The sequence below is a fragment of the Agrobacterium rosae genome, from assembly GCF_002915175.1.
GTDB classification, from domain to species: domain Bacteria; phylum Pseudomonadota; class Alphaproteobacteria; order Rhizobiales; family Rhizobiaceae; genus Agrobacterium; species Agrobacterium rosae.
Genome location: NZ_NXEJ01000002.1, coordinates 252302 through 269182 on the forward strand (window position 1 = coordinate 252302; position 16881 = coordinate 269182).

General features: G+C 57.2%; 20 protein-coding genes. 11 read left to right on the forward strand and 9 right to left on the reverse strand.

Translation table 11 applies throughout. The features are described 5' to 3' along the window. Position 1: 1 nt before the first annotated feature. The 5 genes from CPJ18_RS26750 to CPJ18_RS03925 all read left to right on the forward strand — a co-directional run bounded on the left by CPJ18_RS26750 (position 2) and on the right by CPJ18_RS03925 (position 3377). Positions 2-160 (forward strand): hypothetical protein, encoded by a 159-nt coding sequence (locus tag CPJ18_RS26750; RefSeq protein WP_153366700.1) that lies wholly within the window; start codon positions 2-4, stop codon positions 158-160. A 15-nt stretch (positions 161-175) separates the two neighbouring features. Next, the gene (locus CPJ18_RS03910; protein WP_103657119.1) at positions 176-1633 is read left to right on the forward strand and encodes a glutamate synthase subunit beta; all 1458 of its coding nucleotides are present in this window, start codon (positions 176-178) and stop codon (positions 1631-1633) included. Positions 1634-1876: 243 nt separating this feature from the next. Beyond that, positions 1877-2392 (forward strand): GNAT family N-acetyltransferase, encoded by a 516-nt coding sequence (locus CPJ18_RS03915; RefSeq protein ID WP_103657120.1) that lies wholly within the window; start codon positions 1877-1879, stop codon positions 2390-2392. A gap of 332 nt (positions 2393-2724) precedes the next feature. After that, on the forward strand, positions 2725-2928 hold the full coding sequence (locus CPJ18_RS03920; protein WP_103657121.1) for an OB-fold nucleic acid binding domain-containing protein: 204 nt from the start codon (positions 2725-2727) through the stop codon (positions 2926-2928). Further along, the gene (locus CPJ18_RS03925; protein ID WP_077120320.1) at positions 2925-3377 is read left to right on the forward strand and encodes a GNAT family N-acetyltransferase; all 453 of its coding nucleotides are present in this window, start codon (positions 2925-2927) and stop codon (positions 3375-3377) included. The genes CPJ18_RS03920 and CPJ18_RS03925 overlap by 4 nt, the downstream gene beginning before the upstream one ends. A 200-nt stretch (positions 3378-3577) precedes the next feature. Here CPJ18_RS03925 and CPJ18_RS03930 read toward each other — a convergent pair whose 3' ends face one another. Both CPJ18_RS03930 and CPJ18_RS03935 read right to left on the reverse strand, forming a co-directional pair. Continuing rightward, positions 3578-4813, reverse strand: a complete 1236-nt coding sequence (locus CPJ18_RS03930) for a DUF459 domain-containing protein (RefSeq protein ID WP_421424974.1) — start codon at positions 4811-4813, stop codon at positions 3578-3580. A 63-nt stretch (positions 4814-4876) separates the two neighbouring features. Continuing rightward, positions 4877-6100 (reverse strand): lytic murein transglycosylase, encoded by a 1224-nt coding sequence (locus tag CPJ18_RS03935; RefSeq protein ID WP_077106031.1) that lies wholly within the window; start codon positions 6098-6100, stop codon positions 4877-4879. Positions 6101-6297: 197 nt separating this feature from the next. Between CPJ18_RS03935 and galU the strand changes: the two genes are divergently transcribed. Then, on the forward strand, positions 6298-7185 hold the full coding sequence (galU, locus tag CPJ18_RS03940; protein WP_077105986.1) for a UTP--glucose-1-phosphate uridylyltransferase GalU: 888 nt from the start codon (positions 6298-6300) through the stop codon (positions 7183-7185). Positions 7186-7419: 234 nt separating this feature from the next. Here the strand turns inward: galU and CPJ18_RS03945 are convergent, their stop codons facing one another. Then, positions 7420-8925 (reverse strand): outer membrane beta-barrel protein, encoded by a 1506-nt coding sequence (locus CPJ18_RS03945; protein WP_103657122.1) that lies wholly within the window; start codon positions 8923-8925, stop codon positions 7420-7422. An 88-nt stretch (positions 8926-9013) separates the two neighbouring features. Here CPJ18_RS03945 and CPJ18_RS03950 point away from each other — a divergent pair, with 88 nt between their 5' ends. Beyond that, complete coding sequence (locus tag CPJ18_RS03950; RefSeq protein ID WP_103657123.1) at positions 9014-9658, forward strand: hypothetical protein; 645 nt, start codon at positions 9014-9016, stop codon at positions 9656-9658. Between the two features lie 64 nt (positions 9659-9722). Next, positions 9723-10718 carry a KpsF/GutQ family sugar-phosphate isomerase gene (locus CPJ18_RS03955; RefSeq protein ID WP_103657124.1) on the forward strand — a complete coding sequence of 332 codons (996 nt, stop codon included), beginning with the start codon at positions 9723-9725 and terminating at the stop codon, positions 10716-10718. A gap of 12 nt (positions 10719-10730) precedes the next feature. Here the strand turns inward: CPJ18_RS03955 and CPJ18_RS03960 are convergent, their stop codons facing one another. From CPJ18_RS03960 to CPJ18_RS03980, 5 genes are all read right to left on the reverse strand, one after another. Beyond that, entirely contained in the window at positions 10731-11357 is a 627-nt protein-coding gene (locus tag CPJ18_RS03960) for a tetratricopeptide repeat protein (protein ID WP_103657125.1), read from the reverse strand. A 101-nt stretch (positions 11358-11458) separates the two neighbouring features. Further along, positions 11459-11584 (reverse strand): type B 50S ribosomal protein L36, encoded by a 126-nt coding sequence (gene ykgO / locus CPJ18_RS03965; RefSeq protein ID WP_007607121.1) that lies wholly within the window; start codon positions 11582-11584, stop codon positions 11459-11461. 127 nt (positions 11585-11711) lie between these two features. Next, positions 11712-12821, reverse strand: a complete 1110-nt coding sequence (locus CPJ18_RS03970; protein WP_103657126.1) for a 5-(carboxyamino)imidazole ribonucleotide synthase — start codon at positions 12819-12821, stop codon at positions 11712-11714. Continuing rightward, positions 12818-13285 carry a 5-(carboxyamino)imidazole ribonucleotide mutase gene (gene purE, locus CPJ18_RS03975; RefSeq protein WP_045228442.1) on the reverse strand — a complete coding sequence of 156 codons (468 nt, stop codon included), beginning with the start codon at positions 13283-13285 and terminating at the stop codon, positions 12818-12820. Before purE ends, CPJ18_RS03970 begins: the two co-directional genes overlap by 4 nt. Positions 13286-13331: 46 nt before the next feature. Beyond that, a complete protein-coding gene (locus CPJ18_RS03980) occupies positions 13332-13535 on the reverse strand; it encodes a YdcH family protein (protein ID WP_077105981.1) in 204 nt (67 codons plus the stop codon). 234 nt (positions 13536-13769) lie between these two features. On the opposite strand from CPJ18_RS03980, the gene CPJ18_RS03985 reads away from it, so the two are divergent. Then, on the forward strand, positions 13770-13946 hold the full coding sequence (locus tag CPJ18_RS03985) for a YdcH family protein (RefSeq protein ID WP_077105980.1): 177 nt from the start codon (positions 13770-13772) through the stop codon (positions 13944-13946). Between the two features lie 113 nt (positions 13947-14059). Here the strand turns inward: CPJ18_RS03985 and CPJ18_RS03990 are convergent, their stop codons facing one another. Next, complete coding sequence (locus CPJ18_RS03990) at positions 14060-14827, reverse strand: sulfite exporter TauE/SafE family protein (protein ID WP_103657127.1); 768 nt, start codon at positions 14825-14827, stop codon at positions 14060-14062. Between the two features lie 106 nt (positions 14828-14933). On the opposite strand from CPJ18_RS03990, the gene CPJ18_RS03995 reads away from it, so the two are divergent. Both CPJ18_RS03995 and CPJ18_RS04000 read left to right on the forward strand, forming a co-directional pair. Further along, positions 14934-15587 carry a thiamine phosphate synthase gene (locus CPJ18_RS03995; protein WP_103657351.1) on the forward strand — a complete coding sequence of 218 codons (654 nt, stop codon included), beginning with the start codon at positions 14934-14936 and terminating at the stop codon, positions 15585-15587. Between the two features lie 8 nt (positions 15588-15595). Further along, entirely contained in the window at positions 15596-16792 is a 1197-nt protein-coding gene (locus CPJ18_RS04000; RefSeq protein ID WP_246670355.1) for a tetratricopeptide repeat protein, read from the forward strand. Positions 16793-16881: the final 89 nt, after the last annotated feature.

Sequence of the window (16881 nt, forward strand, 5' to 3'; positions counted from 1 at the left end):
CATGAGAACACTACACCGACTGATCTCGCTGATGATCGCAGTCGCCGTTCCCACGGCGACCTATTTGATGGGCGGCGAGATCAGAACTGAATTCATCGTGCTAGGGGCCGCCATGGGTGGGGCTTACTGGTACTGGGGCCCGACAGGCGCTCCACTTTGATGTGAGGATATAAACATGGGCAAGGTTACAGGTTTTCTGGAGATCGACCGTCAGGTTGGCAAGTATCAGCCGGCGTCGGATCGTATTCGCCATTTCCGGGAATTCACCATTCCCATGTCGGACCCCGAAGTGCAGAAGCAGGCGGCGCGATGCATGGACTGTGGCATTCCCTATTGCCATGGCCCGACCGGCTGCCCGGTTCATAACCAGATCCCCGACTGGAACGATCTGGTCTATAACAACAACTGGGAAGAGGCGATCCGCAACCTCCATTCTACCAACAACTTCCCGGAGTTCACCGGCCGTGTCTGTCCCGCCCCTTGCGAGGAAGCCTGCACGCTGAACCTCGAAGATGCGCCCGTCGCGATCAAGACGGTTGAGCAGGCGATTGCGGATAAGGCCTACGAGCTTGGTTTCATCGTGCCTAAGCCTGCCACGGTTCACACTGGCAAAAAGGTCGCCATCATCGGTTCGGGCCCGTCCGGTCTGGCCGCGGCCCAGCAACTGGGTCGTGCCGGTCACGATGTGCATGTCTATGAGCGTGAATCCAAGGCGGGTGGTCTGCTGCGTTATGGTATTCCCGACTTTAAGATGGAAAAGAACTTCATCGATCGCCGCGTCGAGCAGATCAAGGGCGAGGGTGTGACCTTCCATTACGGCGTTAATGTCGGTGTCGATGTGACCGTTGAAACGTTGACGGCGGATCACGATGCCGTTCTGTATTGCGGTGGCTCCGAAACCCCGCGTCCTGCCGGTATTGGCGGAACGGATTTCCACGGCGTTCACGATGCTATGCCATACCTCGTGCAGCAGAATCGCCGCGTTGGTCGTGAAAACATCGACAGCATCGGCTGGCCGTCCGATCCTATTCTGGCAGGCGGCAAGCATGTCGTGGTTGTCGGCGGTGGTGATACCGCATCCGACTGCGTCGGCACGGCCTTCCGTCAGGGCGCGGTTAAGGTAACCCAGCTCGACATTCGCCCGATGCCGCCGGAGAAGGAAGACAAGCTTGCCGTCTGGCCCTATTGGGCCACCAAGATGCGCACGTCCTCTTCGCAGGCCGAAGGTGCGGCGCGCGAGTTCCAGGTGGCGACACTTGAATTCGTGGGTGATGAAGATGGCGTGCTGACGGGCGTAAAGTGCTGCCAAGTGGATGATGCGCGCAAGCCGATTGCCGGCACGGAATTCATCATCAAGGCCGATCTCGCCTTCATCGCCATCGGCTTCTCCGGCCCGTTTACGGACAGCGTTTTGAAGGAACTCGACGGAAAGCTGACGCTCAACACCGATCGCCGCGGCTCCACCAACGTCGTTGCCAACGACAAAGACTACAAGACTTCGGTCGACAAGCTCTGGGTTGCTGGCGACGTTCGCCGTGGCCAATCGCTGGTCGTCTGGGCCATCCGCGAAGGCCGTCAGGCAGCCCGCGCGATTGATGAAGCGCTGATGGGCGAGACGCTTTTACCGCGCTGATGTCCAGTATTTGAAAGAATAAAGCCTCCGAAGGTTTGCCCTTCGGAGGCTTTTTTTGGTGAGCCATTATCGATACGTTGACCAACGAGATGTGCTGATCCACCTTGGGTGGATAATACCTAACTGGAGTATTGCGCTTCAATCGCCGTAGAGGGCTAAGGCCGCATTGCGCCAATTGCGGTCACCGCGGTGTCGCATCTCGGCGGTATGTGCTTGCGCCTTGCACCCCATTAGAGGCATCGAATGATCGAAACGGAGCGCCTTATTTTACGACAGCCCAGCGGGGCCGACCGCCTTGCCTGGACCGCATTTCTTTCCGATCCAGAAGTGACGCAATTTATCGGCGGACCGCAGGATGCCGTTGGCGCATGGCGTAACCTCTGCCTTTTCACTGGGGCATGGAGCATTCAAGGATACAGCAATTTTTCAGTCATTGAAAAAGCGACTGGCTGCTGGGTAGGACGCGCGGGTGCATGGTCCCCTCCGGGCTGGCCGGGACTTGAAATCGGTTGGGCATTCAGCCGTGAAGTACGGGGAAAGGGATATGCTACAGAGGCAGCGGGCCGCTGCCTGACCTGGGCTTTTGACGAACTTGGGTGGACTGGAGCCGTTCACATCATTCATCCTGACAATGATGCCTCTATTGCTGTTGCCCGAAGGATTGGGGCGACACTCCGCACATCAGACGCGACCGAGAAGAATTTGATCTATGTCAGCACCAGACGCACTTTTGCTGCCAGACCCACGGTGAAAGCATAGTAGGTGGATGTCTGCTAAGGGCCAAAAGGTGACTATCCCGTTAGAGTGTCATTTCGCCCTCTACCGGAACCGACCCGTTTCTGGCGTTCAGGAACTTTTCTCTTTCCAAAAATCGGATACTTGCGCCGCTCAGTAATTTACATTGGCCTGCCGTTATGCATAGATCACGAACATGAGCACGCAGCGTAACATCGCCGTCAATAATAATGGCCCCTTTGGGGTCGTGGACGGCGTGTGCGCATTTTAGCGTAGCTTACTGATCATCACAGCCCTGCCGGTTTCGGAAGGGCTTCAGGTTTTGGCTTTTCCTCCCGGCTTTTCCGGAGAAAGTCATGTCTGATATTTTATCGTTAAGCCATCCAGCCATTACCGACCTGTCCCATTACATTGGGCATCGCGTTACAATTCATGGATTTGTGGACGCCATTCGCGACCAAAAGCGGATGCGCTTTATCGTTCTGCGCGACAAGACAGGAAAGGTTCAGCTCGCTCAAAGCAAAGAAGGTTCAGCGCTGACAGAGGTGGAATTCGGATGATGGGCGACCGTGATGCTGTTGTGGTTAGGCAGATTGTAGAGCTGCCCGACCAGCTTGATCAATTGCTGCTAGAGGCGGAGGCAGAAGGCTTTGAGATGATTTCTGTGCTTCAAGACGAATGGCGCAGCGGGGCCAATCGCTTTGAGCGCCCAGGGGAAATTCTAGCTCTTGCCACAATCGATGGTGAGGTCGCCGGTATTGGCGGCACGACACAGGATTTCATGGATAGCGGTTGGCTGCGTATGAGACGATTCTATGTTCGGCCAGCCTATCGAAGGCTAGGGGTTGGCAGACAGATTGCGTTGTTTGTTCTTGAACATGCGAAAGCTTTCGATCGCCCGATCGTACTTTATACCGCAGGCCCAGAGGCGGAAGCATTCTGGCCAACGATTGGATTTATCCCAATTGAGCGCGATAACACGACCCATATCTTTCGTGGCAAGCAATGACGGCTTTGGGCCAGCAGTAGACTTCAGTCGTTTGTTTGCCCCGTATCATTCCACGGCAAAAGCTCATCGATCCGGCTTGACTATGGCATTCACGATGGCGGTGAGCGTTGTGGTCAGATTGCCAGCGGAATCGGCAGCGTTAAGTTTGAACGTTCATGTTGGAGGAGGAACACGTGGACGTTTGACGATGACGTCGCCTCCTACTTCGCCGCCGTCTCCGCTGGTGCTGGCATGCGGTAGTCATCCACACGGCCTAGTGGGGCGTCGTCCATCAGGCCGCGTTTGGTGAGTTTTTCGCGCGGAGATTCCGTGACGGAGAGTTTGGGGGGCGTTTTGCCTCCCAGCAGGATGTCGCCGCCATCGAGGTCTGGGTCGGTCAGGCTGATGGGCTGGGTGCGGACTTGCTGGGCGTCGATGCCGAGTGCGGGGAGCGAGGTGAGGGCGGGCAGGTTGCTGCCGTCGAGTTTCATCAGGTCCGGGCCTGCGCCATCCAGGTGGCGGCGCACGAATTTTTCGACGTAGAATGCGAGTTTCTGCTTGCCGGCCTGCGTCATGCCGATGCCGTCGGCTTCACGCAGGCGTGCCTGCTGGCCGTTTACATCATAGCCGGTGGTTACGAACTTGCCGGCTTCATCGACGAAACCGTCCCAGACATCGACGAATTCGCCGCCAGCCTTTTCGATATGGTTGCGATAGAGGCGGTTGAAGCTAACGAAATCAGCCGTGAGGGATGGGGATTGGAAGGCGGGGAGGCCAACCCAGAGAACCGGCACCTGCTGGCGCTTGGCAAGGGCAATCAACGCATCGATGCGCCGCTCATATTCCTTGAGCCAGAGATCGGTGCCGTATTTTTCTTTCACATCGCCAATCGCCATCTGCTGGCGGTCGTTGGAGCCCATCATGATGACGATGGTGGCCGGGCTGGTTTCTTTGATGAACTGCGGAAGATTGGAAAACCAGTCGTAATAATCCGTGCGCACCAGACCGGATGAGCCGTTGGAGCGGACATCGACCGTGATGGCGGGGGAGCTTTCGAAGGTGGAAACCAGCGCTTCACCCATGCCGCCCGCTAGAAAATCGCCGATGACAAGAACGCGGCGGGCGTTTTCAAGCTTGGCAACGGGGCCGGGCTTTTCCGTCCGCATCTGTACCACGGATGGCGTTTTGCGGGGGGCAGGTGGGCGGGTCACGGCGCGGTTGTCGCGCTGCGGTGGCGGACGTCGCATTCTTTGTTGTTGGCCGCGTTCGGGTTCGTACATGCGGTCATCACGTCTGATCGGGCTGCCAAACATCATTTCGAACAGGGTGCGACGTTCACGCATCTCCTGCGCATGCGAATCTTGAGAAACGACCGGCAGGCAGATGACCAGCGCAAGAAACACGGCACCGCTGCGCCGTGTTTTGCTCCAGATAGTACTTTTGCGTTGTGTCACCACGGCGTGAACCTCCCGGACGGTTCTTTATTTTTTTTCTAATACTGGTGCCGTTGGCAAAGTCTGTCAATTGCGCAGGGCGCGGAGCAGCATGCGCGATGGTTCGCCATCGTTTTCCATGCCCATGCGGCGCTGAATGGCGCTGATCGCAGCCTTGGAGCCGGAGCCGAAATTGCCATCGACCTCGCCGTCATAATAGCCGAGTTCTTTCATGCGCGTCTGCAATTCGAACTTTTCTTTTACATCAAGCGTGTTGTCCGGGCGCGGCCAGCGCTGCTGCATACCACCGGTTCCGGCAATTTCATCGGCCAGCAGACCCACGGCCAGCGCATAGCTGTCGGAGGCGTTGTATTTCTTGATGGTGAAGAAGTTCTTCGTCATCAGGAAGCCGGGGCCGTTGCCGCCGCCTTGCATCTTCAGCATGGCACGGTCAGCACCGCGCGGAAAACCCTTGCCGTTGGGACGAGCGAAACCGAGCTTCTGCCACTCGGCCATGCTTTTCGTCTGGCCTTCATAGCGCGCGCCACCGGTTGGTACGGCTGTTTCATAACCCCAGGTGCGGCCCGGCTCCCAGCCGTTTTTGGCCAGAAGATTGGCGGCGGTCGCCAAAGCATCGGGAATGGAGTGCCAGATGTCGCGCTTGCCGTTGCCATCAGCATCGACAGCGTAAAGCAGGTAGCTGGTGGGAATGAATTGGGTATGACCCATGGCACCTGCCCAGGAGCCGGTCAACTGCTTTGGCGTCACATCACCATTTTGCAGAATCTTCAGCGCTGCGATCAGCTGCGTGCGCGCAAATTTGCCGCGCTTGGGGTCGGAATAGGCAAGTGTTGCCAAGGCCTGCGGAATATTGTGCAGGCGTTCCGGCTTTTCCAGAACTGCGCCGTAATTGGACTCCATCGACCAGATGGCGAGGATGATGTGCTTGTCCACTTTGAAATTGCGCTCGATCCAGTTGAGCGTGGTGGCATGCTTCATCTTCATTTCACGGCCGATGCGGACCGTATAGGGGTTCACGCGGCTATCGACGTAATCCCAAATCTTGGTTGTGAATTCTGGCTGGAAGGTCGCCTTGCGCAGGGCATCCGGATCCGGCTCGTCAACGCCTGCAAAAGCCTTCTGATAGGTCGATTTGCTGATGCCTTCTTTCGCGGCAGTGGTATAGAACTGGTTGATCCATTGTCTGAAGCCTGCGTCGGCGTTCGCTGTTGCAGGCGCAAGGGCAATTGCAATGCCCGCAAGTGCCATGCATCCATATTTACGGACGGTGGAAAGGATCAGCTTTTTCATCGGCAGTCTTTCGTTTCTCTCGAATGTCATTTCGATAGCGAGATACGCATCGGGCTCATCGATGTAATACCAACTCAAAGTCAACAAATTCTTTACCATTAACCAAAGGTATCGTCACCCTTTACAAAAGTTTGCCACTTTTTAAATAACAAAGTCGTGTGCGATTAATGCTCCAGTGAATCTCTGAGGAGGGATGTGTGGTAGAACAGAAAAAAATTCGGAAAGCGGTTTTCCCAGTCGCGGGTCTTGGAACGCGTTTCCTGCCTGCAACCAAAGCGGTTCCGAAGGAAATGCTGACCGTTGTCGACAAGCCTGTCATCCAATATGTGGTGGATGAGGCCGCGGAAGCCGGTATCGAGCATTTCGTGTTCGTTACGGGCCGTGGAAAAGGCGTTATCGAAGACTATTTCGATATCCAGTTCGAACTCGAGCAGATGCTGCGCGAGCGCAACAAGAATGCCGAATTGACGCTTCTGTCGAACATTTTGCCAAAAGCAGGTACGGCAAGCTTCACGCGCCAGCAGGTTCCGCTTGGTCTCGGCCACGCGGTATGGTGCGCACGCGATATCGTCGGTGACGAGCCTTTCGCCGTGCTGTTGCCTGATATGATCATGCACTCCCAGAAAAGCTGCCTCAAGGGCATGGTCGATCTCTATGACCAGACCGGCGGCAACGTCATCGCCGTTCAGGAATGCGAGCCGGACCAGGCGCATAAATACGGCATCGTCGGCGTTGGCGAAACCGTGGGCGAAGGCTTCAAGATCACTGAAATGGTGGAAAAGCCCGCCAAGGGAACCGCGCCGTCGAACTACTATATCAACGGTCGCTACATCCTTCAGCCTGAGATTTTCAACATTCTTGAAAATCAGGAACGTGGTGCCGGCAACGAAATTCAGCTGACCGATGGCATGCTGTCGCTTGCCAAGAGCCAGGAATTCGCTGGTTATCGCTTCGATGGCGAAACCTTCGACTGCGGTGCCAAGGATGGCTTCATCCTCGCCAACCTGGCTTTCGCTCTGGAACGTGCGGACATCCGCCCATCCATCGAAGAGCCGTTGAAGAAGCTGGTCAGCAGACTGAAGTAAGGCTGTGTGCTTGCTGCAAGCCATCAAGTGACAAGAAACCCGGCCGTCGCGCCGGGTTTTTTCGTTTCAGCGCCACTCTCTATTGATCCGCAGCGATCGCGTCCTCACCCTGAGGTACTCCGGAGCAGCCTCGAAGGGCGAGGATGCAGGCCGGGAATGAGGATTAAAATGATGCTGCGAGGCTTTGTCTTGGGACAAATCGCCTCAGCATGAGGGAGAACATGCCGATCACCGTTACCGTTTCAGAATCAGCCCGGCACCGATCCGCCATGTGCGATTGTCGGTAACCGGCGTTACCTCGTAAGCGATGTCGGTGGTCAGATCGAGATAGCGGTTGATGCTCCAGGTCAGCCCGGCACCGGCGACATATTCCGTTTCGTCGTTAAGGCTGGAGGTGAGGTAAGAGCGGCGCTCTATGCCCGCCGTCAGGCGTGCGACAAGATCGCTACGCAATTGCTGTGTCAGGCCCGTGGTGAACTGTCGGGAAATCCAGCCGCCGCGGGATCCGCCAGCGAAATCCTCGATCGTGGTGCGAAGCCCGAAGCTGACATCCGTGCCACGCTGCGGCGACCAGACGATGTTGCCATCAGTTGTCAAAGCATCGATAGCAGACAGCCTGCTGTCGTCATAGCCCTTGCGCAGATAACCGACTGCTGCTTCACCCTTCAGCTTTTCACCCAGATCGATCTGCGCACCGACCTTTGCACCGTAGGATTGGGACGAGCGTTCATAGCCCGTGTTGTCGCGGCTCTGGTCATAATTGGTCAGGCCCGCCGTGACTTCCAGGAATGGAATGAGGGCAGGGGAAAGCTCGTATCCCAGACGGCCTCTGATATCCGCGCCGTAACGGTCACGGTCAGCGAGGCTGATGGCCTGGCCGTTGACGCCCTTTGCATCGGTATAAACGGTGCGCGAGAGGTCGAGTGCGGCGAGGGCCTTCAATATCCCGACATTGCGCTCAACCGATGCACCGGCGGTGAATATATGTTCGCCACCCTGGACGGATGCACCTGATACGGCGTTGGGATCGTTGGTGTCTTCACGGCTGAAAGCGTATCCGGCAGTCAGGTTTGCCTGCGTTCCATCACCCAGATCGAGGCGAAGGTCTGCGGCGATATTGGCGCTCGGCTCTTCGCCTGCGCTGCTGCCACCGAGATTGCGCTGGTAGGCACCATCGCCGGTTACCGTCAGTGCGTGTCGGGACCAATCACTGGTCAGGGTGCCACGAATGCCCGTCGTCAGATAATTTCGGCTGGTCGAACCACCGGGAAAAGTCTTGCTTTCGTGGTTCAACGTCTGGCTGATCGATGGGCGCAGGGTGAGTGTGCCGATGCGGATGCCGGGCGGCGTGCCATCGTCTATCGTTGCATTCTCGCCGCCATCGACGGTCGTCTCGAAGGTGTTTTCGCGCGTATCGACCGGCTCGATCGCCTGATCGCCATCTTCAGGAATTGCTTCGCCCGGATTGGACTGCGGCCGCGTGCTGCCGGTGGTAACCGTGTCGGTCGCAACGGGCGCTTTCAGTTGCCGGCTGGCACTATCCGGATCGATAACGGAAAGGTCGTTCTGGCCGAGGAAGGGGTCAGCGCTGGTCAGGGGCCTGGCGGTCGGGGTTGCCTGCGTTTGGGTTGTCGACTGGGCGAAACCAAGCGTGGCCGGGCACAGCACGGTACAAGCCAGCAGCACCAGGGCTGCTTTCCGCCACGTCGGCAGACGTCTTGCGGTGCTGTGAAAAACCATGCTTGTTTCTATCCGTTTCTGACCAAATGACTGCCGAGAGTAAGTCTGCCATTGTCCGCATGTGCCAGCTTTTACAAGCCATAAGCATATGTTTTTCTTTGCAGATTTTGACTATCGACAGTGCCGTAATGAAAAGGCAGTTTGCCCGCGCCGGGTTATTTTATGGTTAACGTTCTGTAAAAAGGCGTCGGAGACGTCCGTGCTCTTCAATGGATACGCTGCCTCGTCTATAGGAGCGCTGGACGAGTTTACGACAACCAAGGAAATGAAATTGAACAGGCTTTTGCGACGTGCGGCCCATCTCTTGATTTTAATGCTGCTGCCCTGCGGCATGGCCGTAGCTTCTGATCTGCCGTCCCGCAAGGCAGGACTATGGATTATAACATCGAAGGACAATCCATTCGCGAACTGGTCTGCCTGTATTGATGACAGGTTAGATAACTTCATAAATAGCGATGTCTGGAGTGATTTCGAGCAAGAGTGCGAAGGCGTGTCCATAAATAAAACTATGAAAGGCCAAAAATTGACTGCGATGTGTAAACACGGTTCTCCCAACGAAGTGGCACTCATCGTGGAGTTTTCGGGTGATTTTCAAAGTCGCTACCAATTTCGATCCACGACCAAAAATGCAGAGAGAATGGATGAAGAAGGGCAGACTTTCACGGTTGATGGCAATTATGCAGGCGAATGCCCCGCAGATTTACCGCCGGGCAAAAAAACGATGACGCGCTAAAACAGGCGTCGTCATTGCACTTGGCCAATGGACACGATTTGCTGAAAAGAGTATCAGTCCGAGCATGATTACGAGAGCTGTCACATTGGTTGAAAACCACGCCGTTGAGTCCGCGTTGCGGACCGTTTCAATTGAGAAAAACGGCCTGGCCACTTTGGAACAAGCGCTTCTGGGCGACCTTGGCGATGGTTTCTGCAAGGCCATCGATGCCATCGGCAACTCCGATGGGCGTCTCATCATCACCGGTGTTGGCAAAAGCGGTCATATCGGCTCCAAGCTCGCCGCCACCTTCGCATCAACGGGAACACCTGCCTTCTTCGTGCATGCGGCGGAAGCCAATCACGGCGACCTTGGCATGATCGGTGGCAATGATGTGGTGCTGGCCATTTCCAAAGGTGGCGAGAGTGTCGAGCTGCGCAGCATCATCAATTACACCAGACGCTTTTCCATTCCACTGATCGCGATGACCTGCACGCAGCACGGCTCGCTGGCGAAATCGTCCGATATCGTGCTGCTCATTCCCGATGAGCAGGAAGCCTGCCCGCATGGCTTGGCACCGACGACATCGACCATGATGCAACTGGCGCTGGGTGACGCGCTGGCGGTTGCTCTTCTGGAAGCGCGCAGTTTCACGGCGGGTGATTTCCGTGTGTTTCATCCCGGAGGAAAACTCGGTGCCAGCCTGGCGCTGGTCGGCGATATCATGCATACGGGCGAGCGCTTGCCGCTGGTTTCCAAGGGTACGCCAATGCCGGAAGCCGTTGGCGTTCTGGCGCGCAAGCATTTCGGCTGTGTGGCGGTTCTGGATGATGATGGCCGCCTCTGCGGCATCGTCACCGAGGGTGATATGGCGCGTAATCTGACGCGCAATCTCTCGGAACTCTCTGTCGATGAGATCATGACGGTAAAGCCGAAAACCGTGACCAAGAGTGTGCTGGCGACGGCTGCACTGGCGACGCTGGAAAAGCATCACATCGGCGCGCTGATCGTGGTGGATGAGGACAATCGCCCCATCGGCCTCGTGCACTTCCATGATCTGCTGCGCATCGGCGTGGCGTAAGTCGAAACTGGTTTAGCTGCGCGTGCCCGCAAGCTTCTCCGCAAGGTCGCCAGCCTCTTTTTGGGCGTCCTTGTCGGCGGGGTAGACCGCCAGATAGCGTTCCCACACTTTCAGTGCCAGTTCGTTGCGCTCCGTACTTTCGAGAATATTGGCGAGGCTGGCGAGTGCCGGGAAATAGCGCGGCTCTTTTTCCAGCGTCTGGTTCAGGTCCGACATCGCCTTGCGGGTGTCGCCATCGGCAAAATGCACCAGAGCGCGGCGGTACCACGCTTCCGCATAGTCAGGCTCCAGCAGAATGGCCTGGTCGAGAAAGTCGTAGGCTGCGGCCTTGCGCTTCTCGTCAGCTGCTTCTTCCGCCCATTTCATCAAAAGATTGATGGTCGCGCTGCCGGAATCTGTCCACGCGCCGACAATCTCGTTGGCGATGACGCGGGCCTTTTGGGCGTCACGTTCTTTTTTCAGGCTGGAAAACAGGTTGCCGACGGAATCGCTTTGCGGATTGTCAGGCGGTGTCGCTGCTTGCGCCGGCTTTGCCGAATCGGCTGCATGGGCAGCGGAAACGTAAAGGGAGGGAAGGGCGCTGAGGGCAGCGGTTCCGAGGCAGGCAATGAGAAACGTATGAAAACAAAATTGGCGCATACGAATACGATAATCCGCCTGCGCCAATTATGAAATCAAATTCTGTAGTCTATCAACAATGTGATCCGCCTCGACCGGGCGGACACGCATGCAACCGGTAATCAGCCCTGACGAGCTTTGAAACGCGGGTTCATCTTGTTGATGATGTAGACGCGGCCCTTGCGGCGAACCAGACGGTTATCGCGGTGACGGGCCTTAAGCGCTTTGAGCGAGTTCTTGATCTTCATTTTTCTGGTCCGCAGTTTGGCGTGACGCTTCTTGGCACGCATATATAAACAATCAAAAACGCGCTACGAGGGCGCGCTTTTTTCGGTTGGCAGGCAAATACCTTGTCAGTCCCAGCCTGTCAACACGCTAAGCCATATTTTGCCGGGAAAGACTTGGTTTTCCGGGGTTCATCAGCTCCGTGACATGGCCCATCTTGCGGCCCGCACGCGCTTCCGTCTTGCCGTAGAGATGCACGAGGCAGTCTTTTTTCGCCAGCCATTGCGGCACGGCGTTGATGTCGTCACCAATCAGATTGGTCATCACGCAGTCGGAATGACGCTGTGTGGAGCCGGGGGCGAGCCCCGCTACTGCGCGAATATGCTGCTCGAACTGCGAGACGACGCAAGCGGCTTCCGTCCAGTGGCCGGTGTTGTGCACGCGCGGTGCCATTTCATTGGCCACCAGCGATCCATCCGGCAGCACGAAGAACTCGATGCCGACCACACCAATATAATCGAGTGCGGCCAGCAGCTTTTCGGCTGATTGCATGGCCACGGTTGTCGCGGCCTCGGAAAGCTGCGACGGAACCGTCGATGTGTGGAGAATGCCGCTCAGGTGCACGTTCTCTGCCGGGTCGTAGCAGGTGACGGTGCCGTCCTGAAAGCGTGCGGCGATGATCGAGACTTCACGCTCGAACGGCACGAAGCTTTCCAGGATGAGCGCCACGCCACCCAGCGCGTCGAAGGCACCAGCCAGGTCTTCGCCACCCTTGAACACGCGCTGGCCTTTGCCGTCATAGCCCATGCGGCGGGTCTTCAGCACGCCCTTACCTCCGAAATCGGAAAGGGCTGCCTCAAGGCTCGCCTGGTCATCGACCTGCCGGAAATCGGCGGTGGGTATGCCGCAATCATTGAGGAAGCGTTTTTCCGTCAACCGGTCCTGCGAGGCGCTGAGCGCCTTCGCCGGTGGATAGACGGGTACGGAAGCCGCCAGCGTCTGCGCGGCAACCACCGGAACGTTTTCGAATTCGTAGGTCACGACATCACAGACATTGGCCAGTTCAGCCAGTGCTTTCTCGTCATCGTATGCGGCGACGATCTGGCGGTTGCAGACCTGCGCTGCCGGACAGTCGGCCTGCGGTTCCAACACAATGGTGCGGAAGTTGAGGCGCGCTGCGGCCATCGCCAGCATACGGGCAAGCTGGCCACCACCGATAATGCCGATGGTTCCGGATTTTCCGGTCACTGCCAAGGTCATTGCGGGGTGTCCATGGGATATTCCGCAATCGCCGCCGTCTGGCGGGCGCGGTATTCATCGAGACGGTCGGCGAGATCTTCGTCGGAAAGCGCCAGAACGGCAGCGGCCAGAAGGGCTGCGTTGATGGCGCCGGCGCGGCCGATGGCCAGCGTGCCGACGGGAATGCCTGCGGGCATCTGCACGATGGAATAGAGACTATCCTGACCCGACATCGTCTTCGACTGCACGGGAACGCCAAATACCGGAAGCGGTGTCAGCGCAGCCGTCATGCCCGGCAGATGCGCCGCGCCACCGGCACCGGCGATAATGACCTTGAAGCCTTCGTCACGCGCGCCGCTGGCGAAACTGAACATACGTTCCGGTGTGCGGTGGGCGGAAATGATGCGTGCTTCATATTCCACATCCAGCGCATCCAGCGTGTCGGCTGCGTTTTTCATGGTTTCCCAGTCGGACTGGCTTCCCATGATGATGGCGACGGGCGGTGTCTCTGTGCTCAACGGTCTCTCCGTATCAGGCAATGATATCAGGAATAATCTGGTCTTCGATCTGGGTCATCTTGTCCTTGATGACCAGCTTTTTCTTCTTCATTCGCTGAATGCGCAATGCTTCGCAATTGGTCTGGATCATCGCATTGATCGCGACATCGTAGTCTTCATGCTCTTGCCGCAGCCTTGCAAGTGCAAGCCTGACATCAGCGTGGTCCTGATCGGGCATCTGTTTATCCCCATATGATACAACCGGACCGCCATCCGGCCATTTTGTTGTCGCTCTTGGTGCCTGTACCATCAAATGACGGTAACGGGAAGTTTCCCTAATGCGCATTTTGCCTAGATATTGCCTTGATTCTGCCTTCGACAAGCCGGGCGTTCCATGTCACATTGGTGTCGTAAACCTGAAACTCCAGCGATGGAGCGCTGGAGGTAGGTTCAACAAGGAAGGACGTGCCGCATGACCATTCAGGCTCATATAGCATCGCTGGAAAAGAAACACGGTGCTCTTGAGGAGGAGCTCGAAACCGTTCTCGCTTCCCCCTCTTCGGATGATAAGCAGATTGTGGATCTTAAACGCAAAAAACTGCGCCTGAAGGACGAAATGCAGAGGCTGCAAGCCTCCACCACGCATTGATCAAACCATATCTTTGTTGCCTGACGTCAGTATAGTTTACGTCGCAGCCTGAAAGCCCGGCTCTGATTGCTCTCGCGATCAGGGCCTTTTGTTTGAACGCGTGTCCTTGGTGCCTAGACCGGTAGTCCGTCCCAGAGAAGTTTCAGCGCGGCCAGAAAGGCCATGCCATACATGAGCGGATAAAAGATTGCAGGTTTCATGTATTTCACCACTTTCGCCCCGGCAAATGTCGCGACCATGGCAACGGGCAACAGCATGGCTGATGTGGTGAGGTTGGTGGCATCCAGCGCCCCCAGCGCGAAATAGGGTATGAGCTTGATGGCGTTCATGATCGCAAAAAAGCGAACGCTCATGCCGGTATAGACTTTCGGGTCCAGTTTCAGCGGCAGCACGTAAATCTGGAATGGCGGCCCGCCCGCATGTGCCACGAAGCTGGCATAGCCTGAAAGGCTGGACCAGATCGTCGCCCTGACCGGCCGCTGGCCTTTCGCCGGCGTTTCCAGCCCACCGCGAGAGGTTCTGTAGGCTTCATAGAAATAGCGCAACACGAAGATAATCGTGACGCTTGCCACCACCAGACGCATGGCATCAGGCGAAATCATGCTCGACATCGCCCAGCCCAGCGTTATGCCCACAATCGCCCCAGGCAGCATGATCAACAGGGTCTGGCGGTGATTGTATTTGCGCCAGGCGATCAGCGCGACCATATCCATGACAACGAGAATGGGCAGAAAGATCGCAGCCGCCTGTACCGGCGGCACGGCAAGTGCCATCAAAGGCACACCCATCAGCGCCAAAGCGCCGCCCAGCCCGCCTTTGGAGAGGCCGACGAGGATGACTGCGGGGATGGCAACGAGGAAAAAATGGAAATCAGCTAGCATGGATGGATGGTTGATCCTTTCGCCTGTCCGGTTTATCGGAAGTATGACATGAAAACGAGTGCAGATTGCGCGTGAAGCGTCCTGTCTGCGGAAAATGGAAAAACCGATGACTGCACCTAGAGATCGCTGCCGACTCGTTCTGATCGTTCCTGCGCACGACGATGCCGACCATCAGGCCAAGACGTTGGAAGACGCGCTGCGCGGTGGCGATGTCGCGTCGGTCATCATTCCGCAATACGGTCTGGATGATGCGAGCTTCCAGAAACTGGCCGAAACGCTGGTGCCGATCGTTCAGGAAGCCGGTGCCGCAGCGCTCGTCGCAGGCGACAGCCGCACGGCCAGCCGCGTCAAGGCAGATGGCCTGCACGTCATCGGCGGGGCGGATGCGCTTTCCGAAGCGGTCGAGAGTTTTTCGCCGAAGCTGATCGTTGGTGGCGGCAATGCCGATGACCGTCACAAGGCGCTGGAGCAGGGCGAGAGCAACCCCGACTACATGTTCTTCGGCAAGCTGGAAGGCGACATCAAGCCGGAAGCACACCCCAAGAACATGGCGCTGGGCGAATGGTGGGCCTCCATGATCGAGATCCCCGTTATCATCATGGGCGGTTCGGATGTTGCATCGGTCATTCCCGTTGCCGAAACGGGCGTTGAATTCGTAGCCTTGCGTTTGGGTGTGTTCAGCCATGCTGGCGGTGCTGCGCAGGCGGTGGCTGAAGCGAATGCGCTGCTTGACGAAAAAGCGCCACGGTTTGGCGGTTGATACAGGCGATGATCGCTCGCTCGCTTCGTTTTCGTCTGTCTGTGTCCGCTCTTGCCGTTGCCTGGGCGGTGATGCCGCATGTGGTGCTGGCGCAAACCCCGCCGCCCGCACAGTCTGACCTGTTGCCTGGCCTCGGGACGCAGGCTCCGCCAGCGGATGCGACGCCTGTGGACGAAGATACGGACTTCGGCCCTGCCAACAAAACGGCACCGGACGTGTTGTCGCGACCATCGAATGCGGACGCCGAACCGATCCGCAAGGGTCGGGTCGTGACCGAGGAGCAGAAGGATTTGCAGCCTTCCGGCGGCGTCAATGTCTATCAACGCATGGGAGCAGAGCTGCCAGCCCTGCCGCCTGAGAAGAAATTCACCGGCAAGGTCGATGAAGCCTATGGTCATTACCAGCGCGGCGAATACGTTCAGGCGCTGTCCAAGGCATTGACCCGCGCGCAGAACGGCGATGCGAGCGCGCAGACGCTGGTGGCGGAAATGATGTCGCGTGGTTTCGGCATTGCCCGCGACGACAAGACCGCAGCCTTCTGGTACGAGCAGGGAGCAAAGGGCGGTGACGCCGTTGCGATGTTCAAATACGCTCTGCTGTTGATGGAAGGCAAACTCGTCAAGCACGACAAGACGCTGGCCGATGATTATATGCGCCGCGCCGCAGACGCTGGTAATGCCGAGGCCGAGTTCAACTGGGCGCAGATTCTGGTCTCTCAGACGCCCGGTCCCAACGGCTTGCATGCCGCGCTGCCGTTTTACGAGAAATCCGCTGAAAAGGGCGTGGCGGATGCGCAATATGCGGTTTCGCAGATTTACTGGAACCTCAAGGACATTCCCGCCGACAAGAAAGCCAAGGCCCGCGACTGGTTGACGCGTGCGGCGAAAGCCGGTTTTGATACGGCGCAGGTCGATCTTGGCGTATGGCTCGTCAACGGCGTGGGTGGCGAGCGCAATCTGGAAGAGGGTTTCCGCTGGCTCTACGGTGCCGCACAAAGGGGCAATGTCGTCGCCCAGAACAAGGTGGCGCATCTCTACATCCAGGCGCTCGGCACCAAGCCTGACCCGGTCGAAGCGGCCAAATGGTATGTGCTGTCGCGCCGTGCCGGTCTGAAAGACCCCGGCCTAGAGGATTTCTATCTCGGCATCGAAGAGGATCAGCAAAAGAAGGCTATCGAGGCTGCCAACCGCTTTCGTCCGGCGTGACCCTGGCACCAGCTTTCGGCTTTTTACCTTGAATTCCGGCGCGTTTTGTGGTCTTGAACCGCAAACTTTCAATCAGAAACCGCATTTGC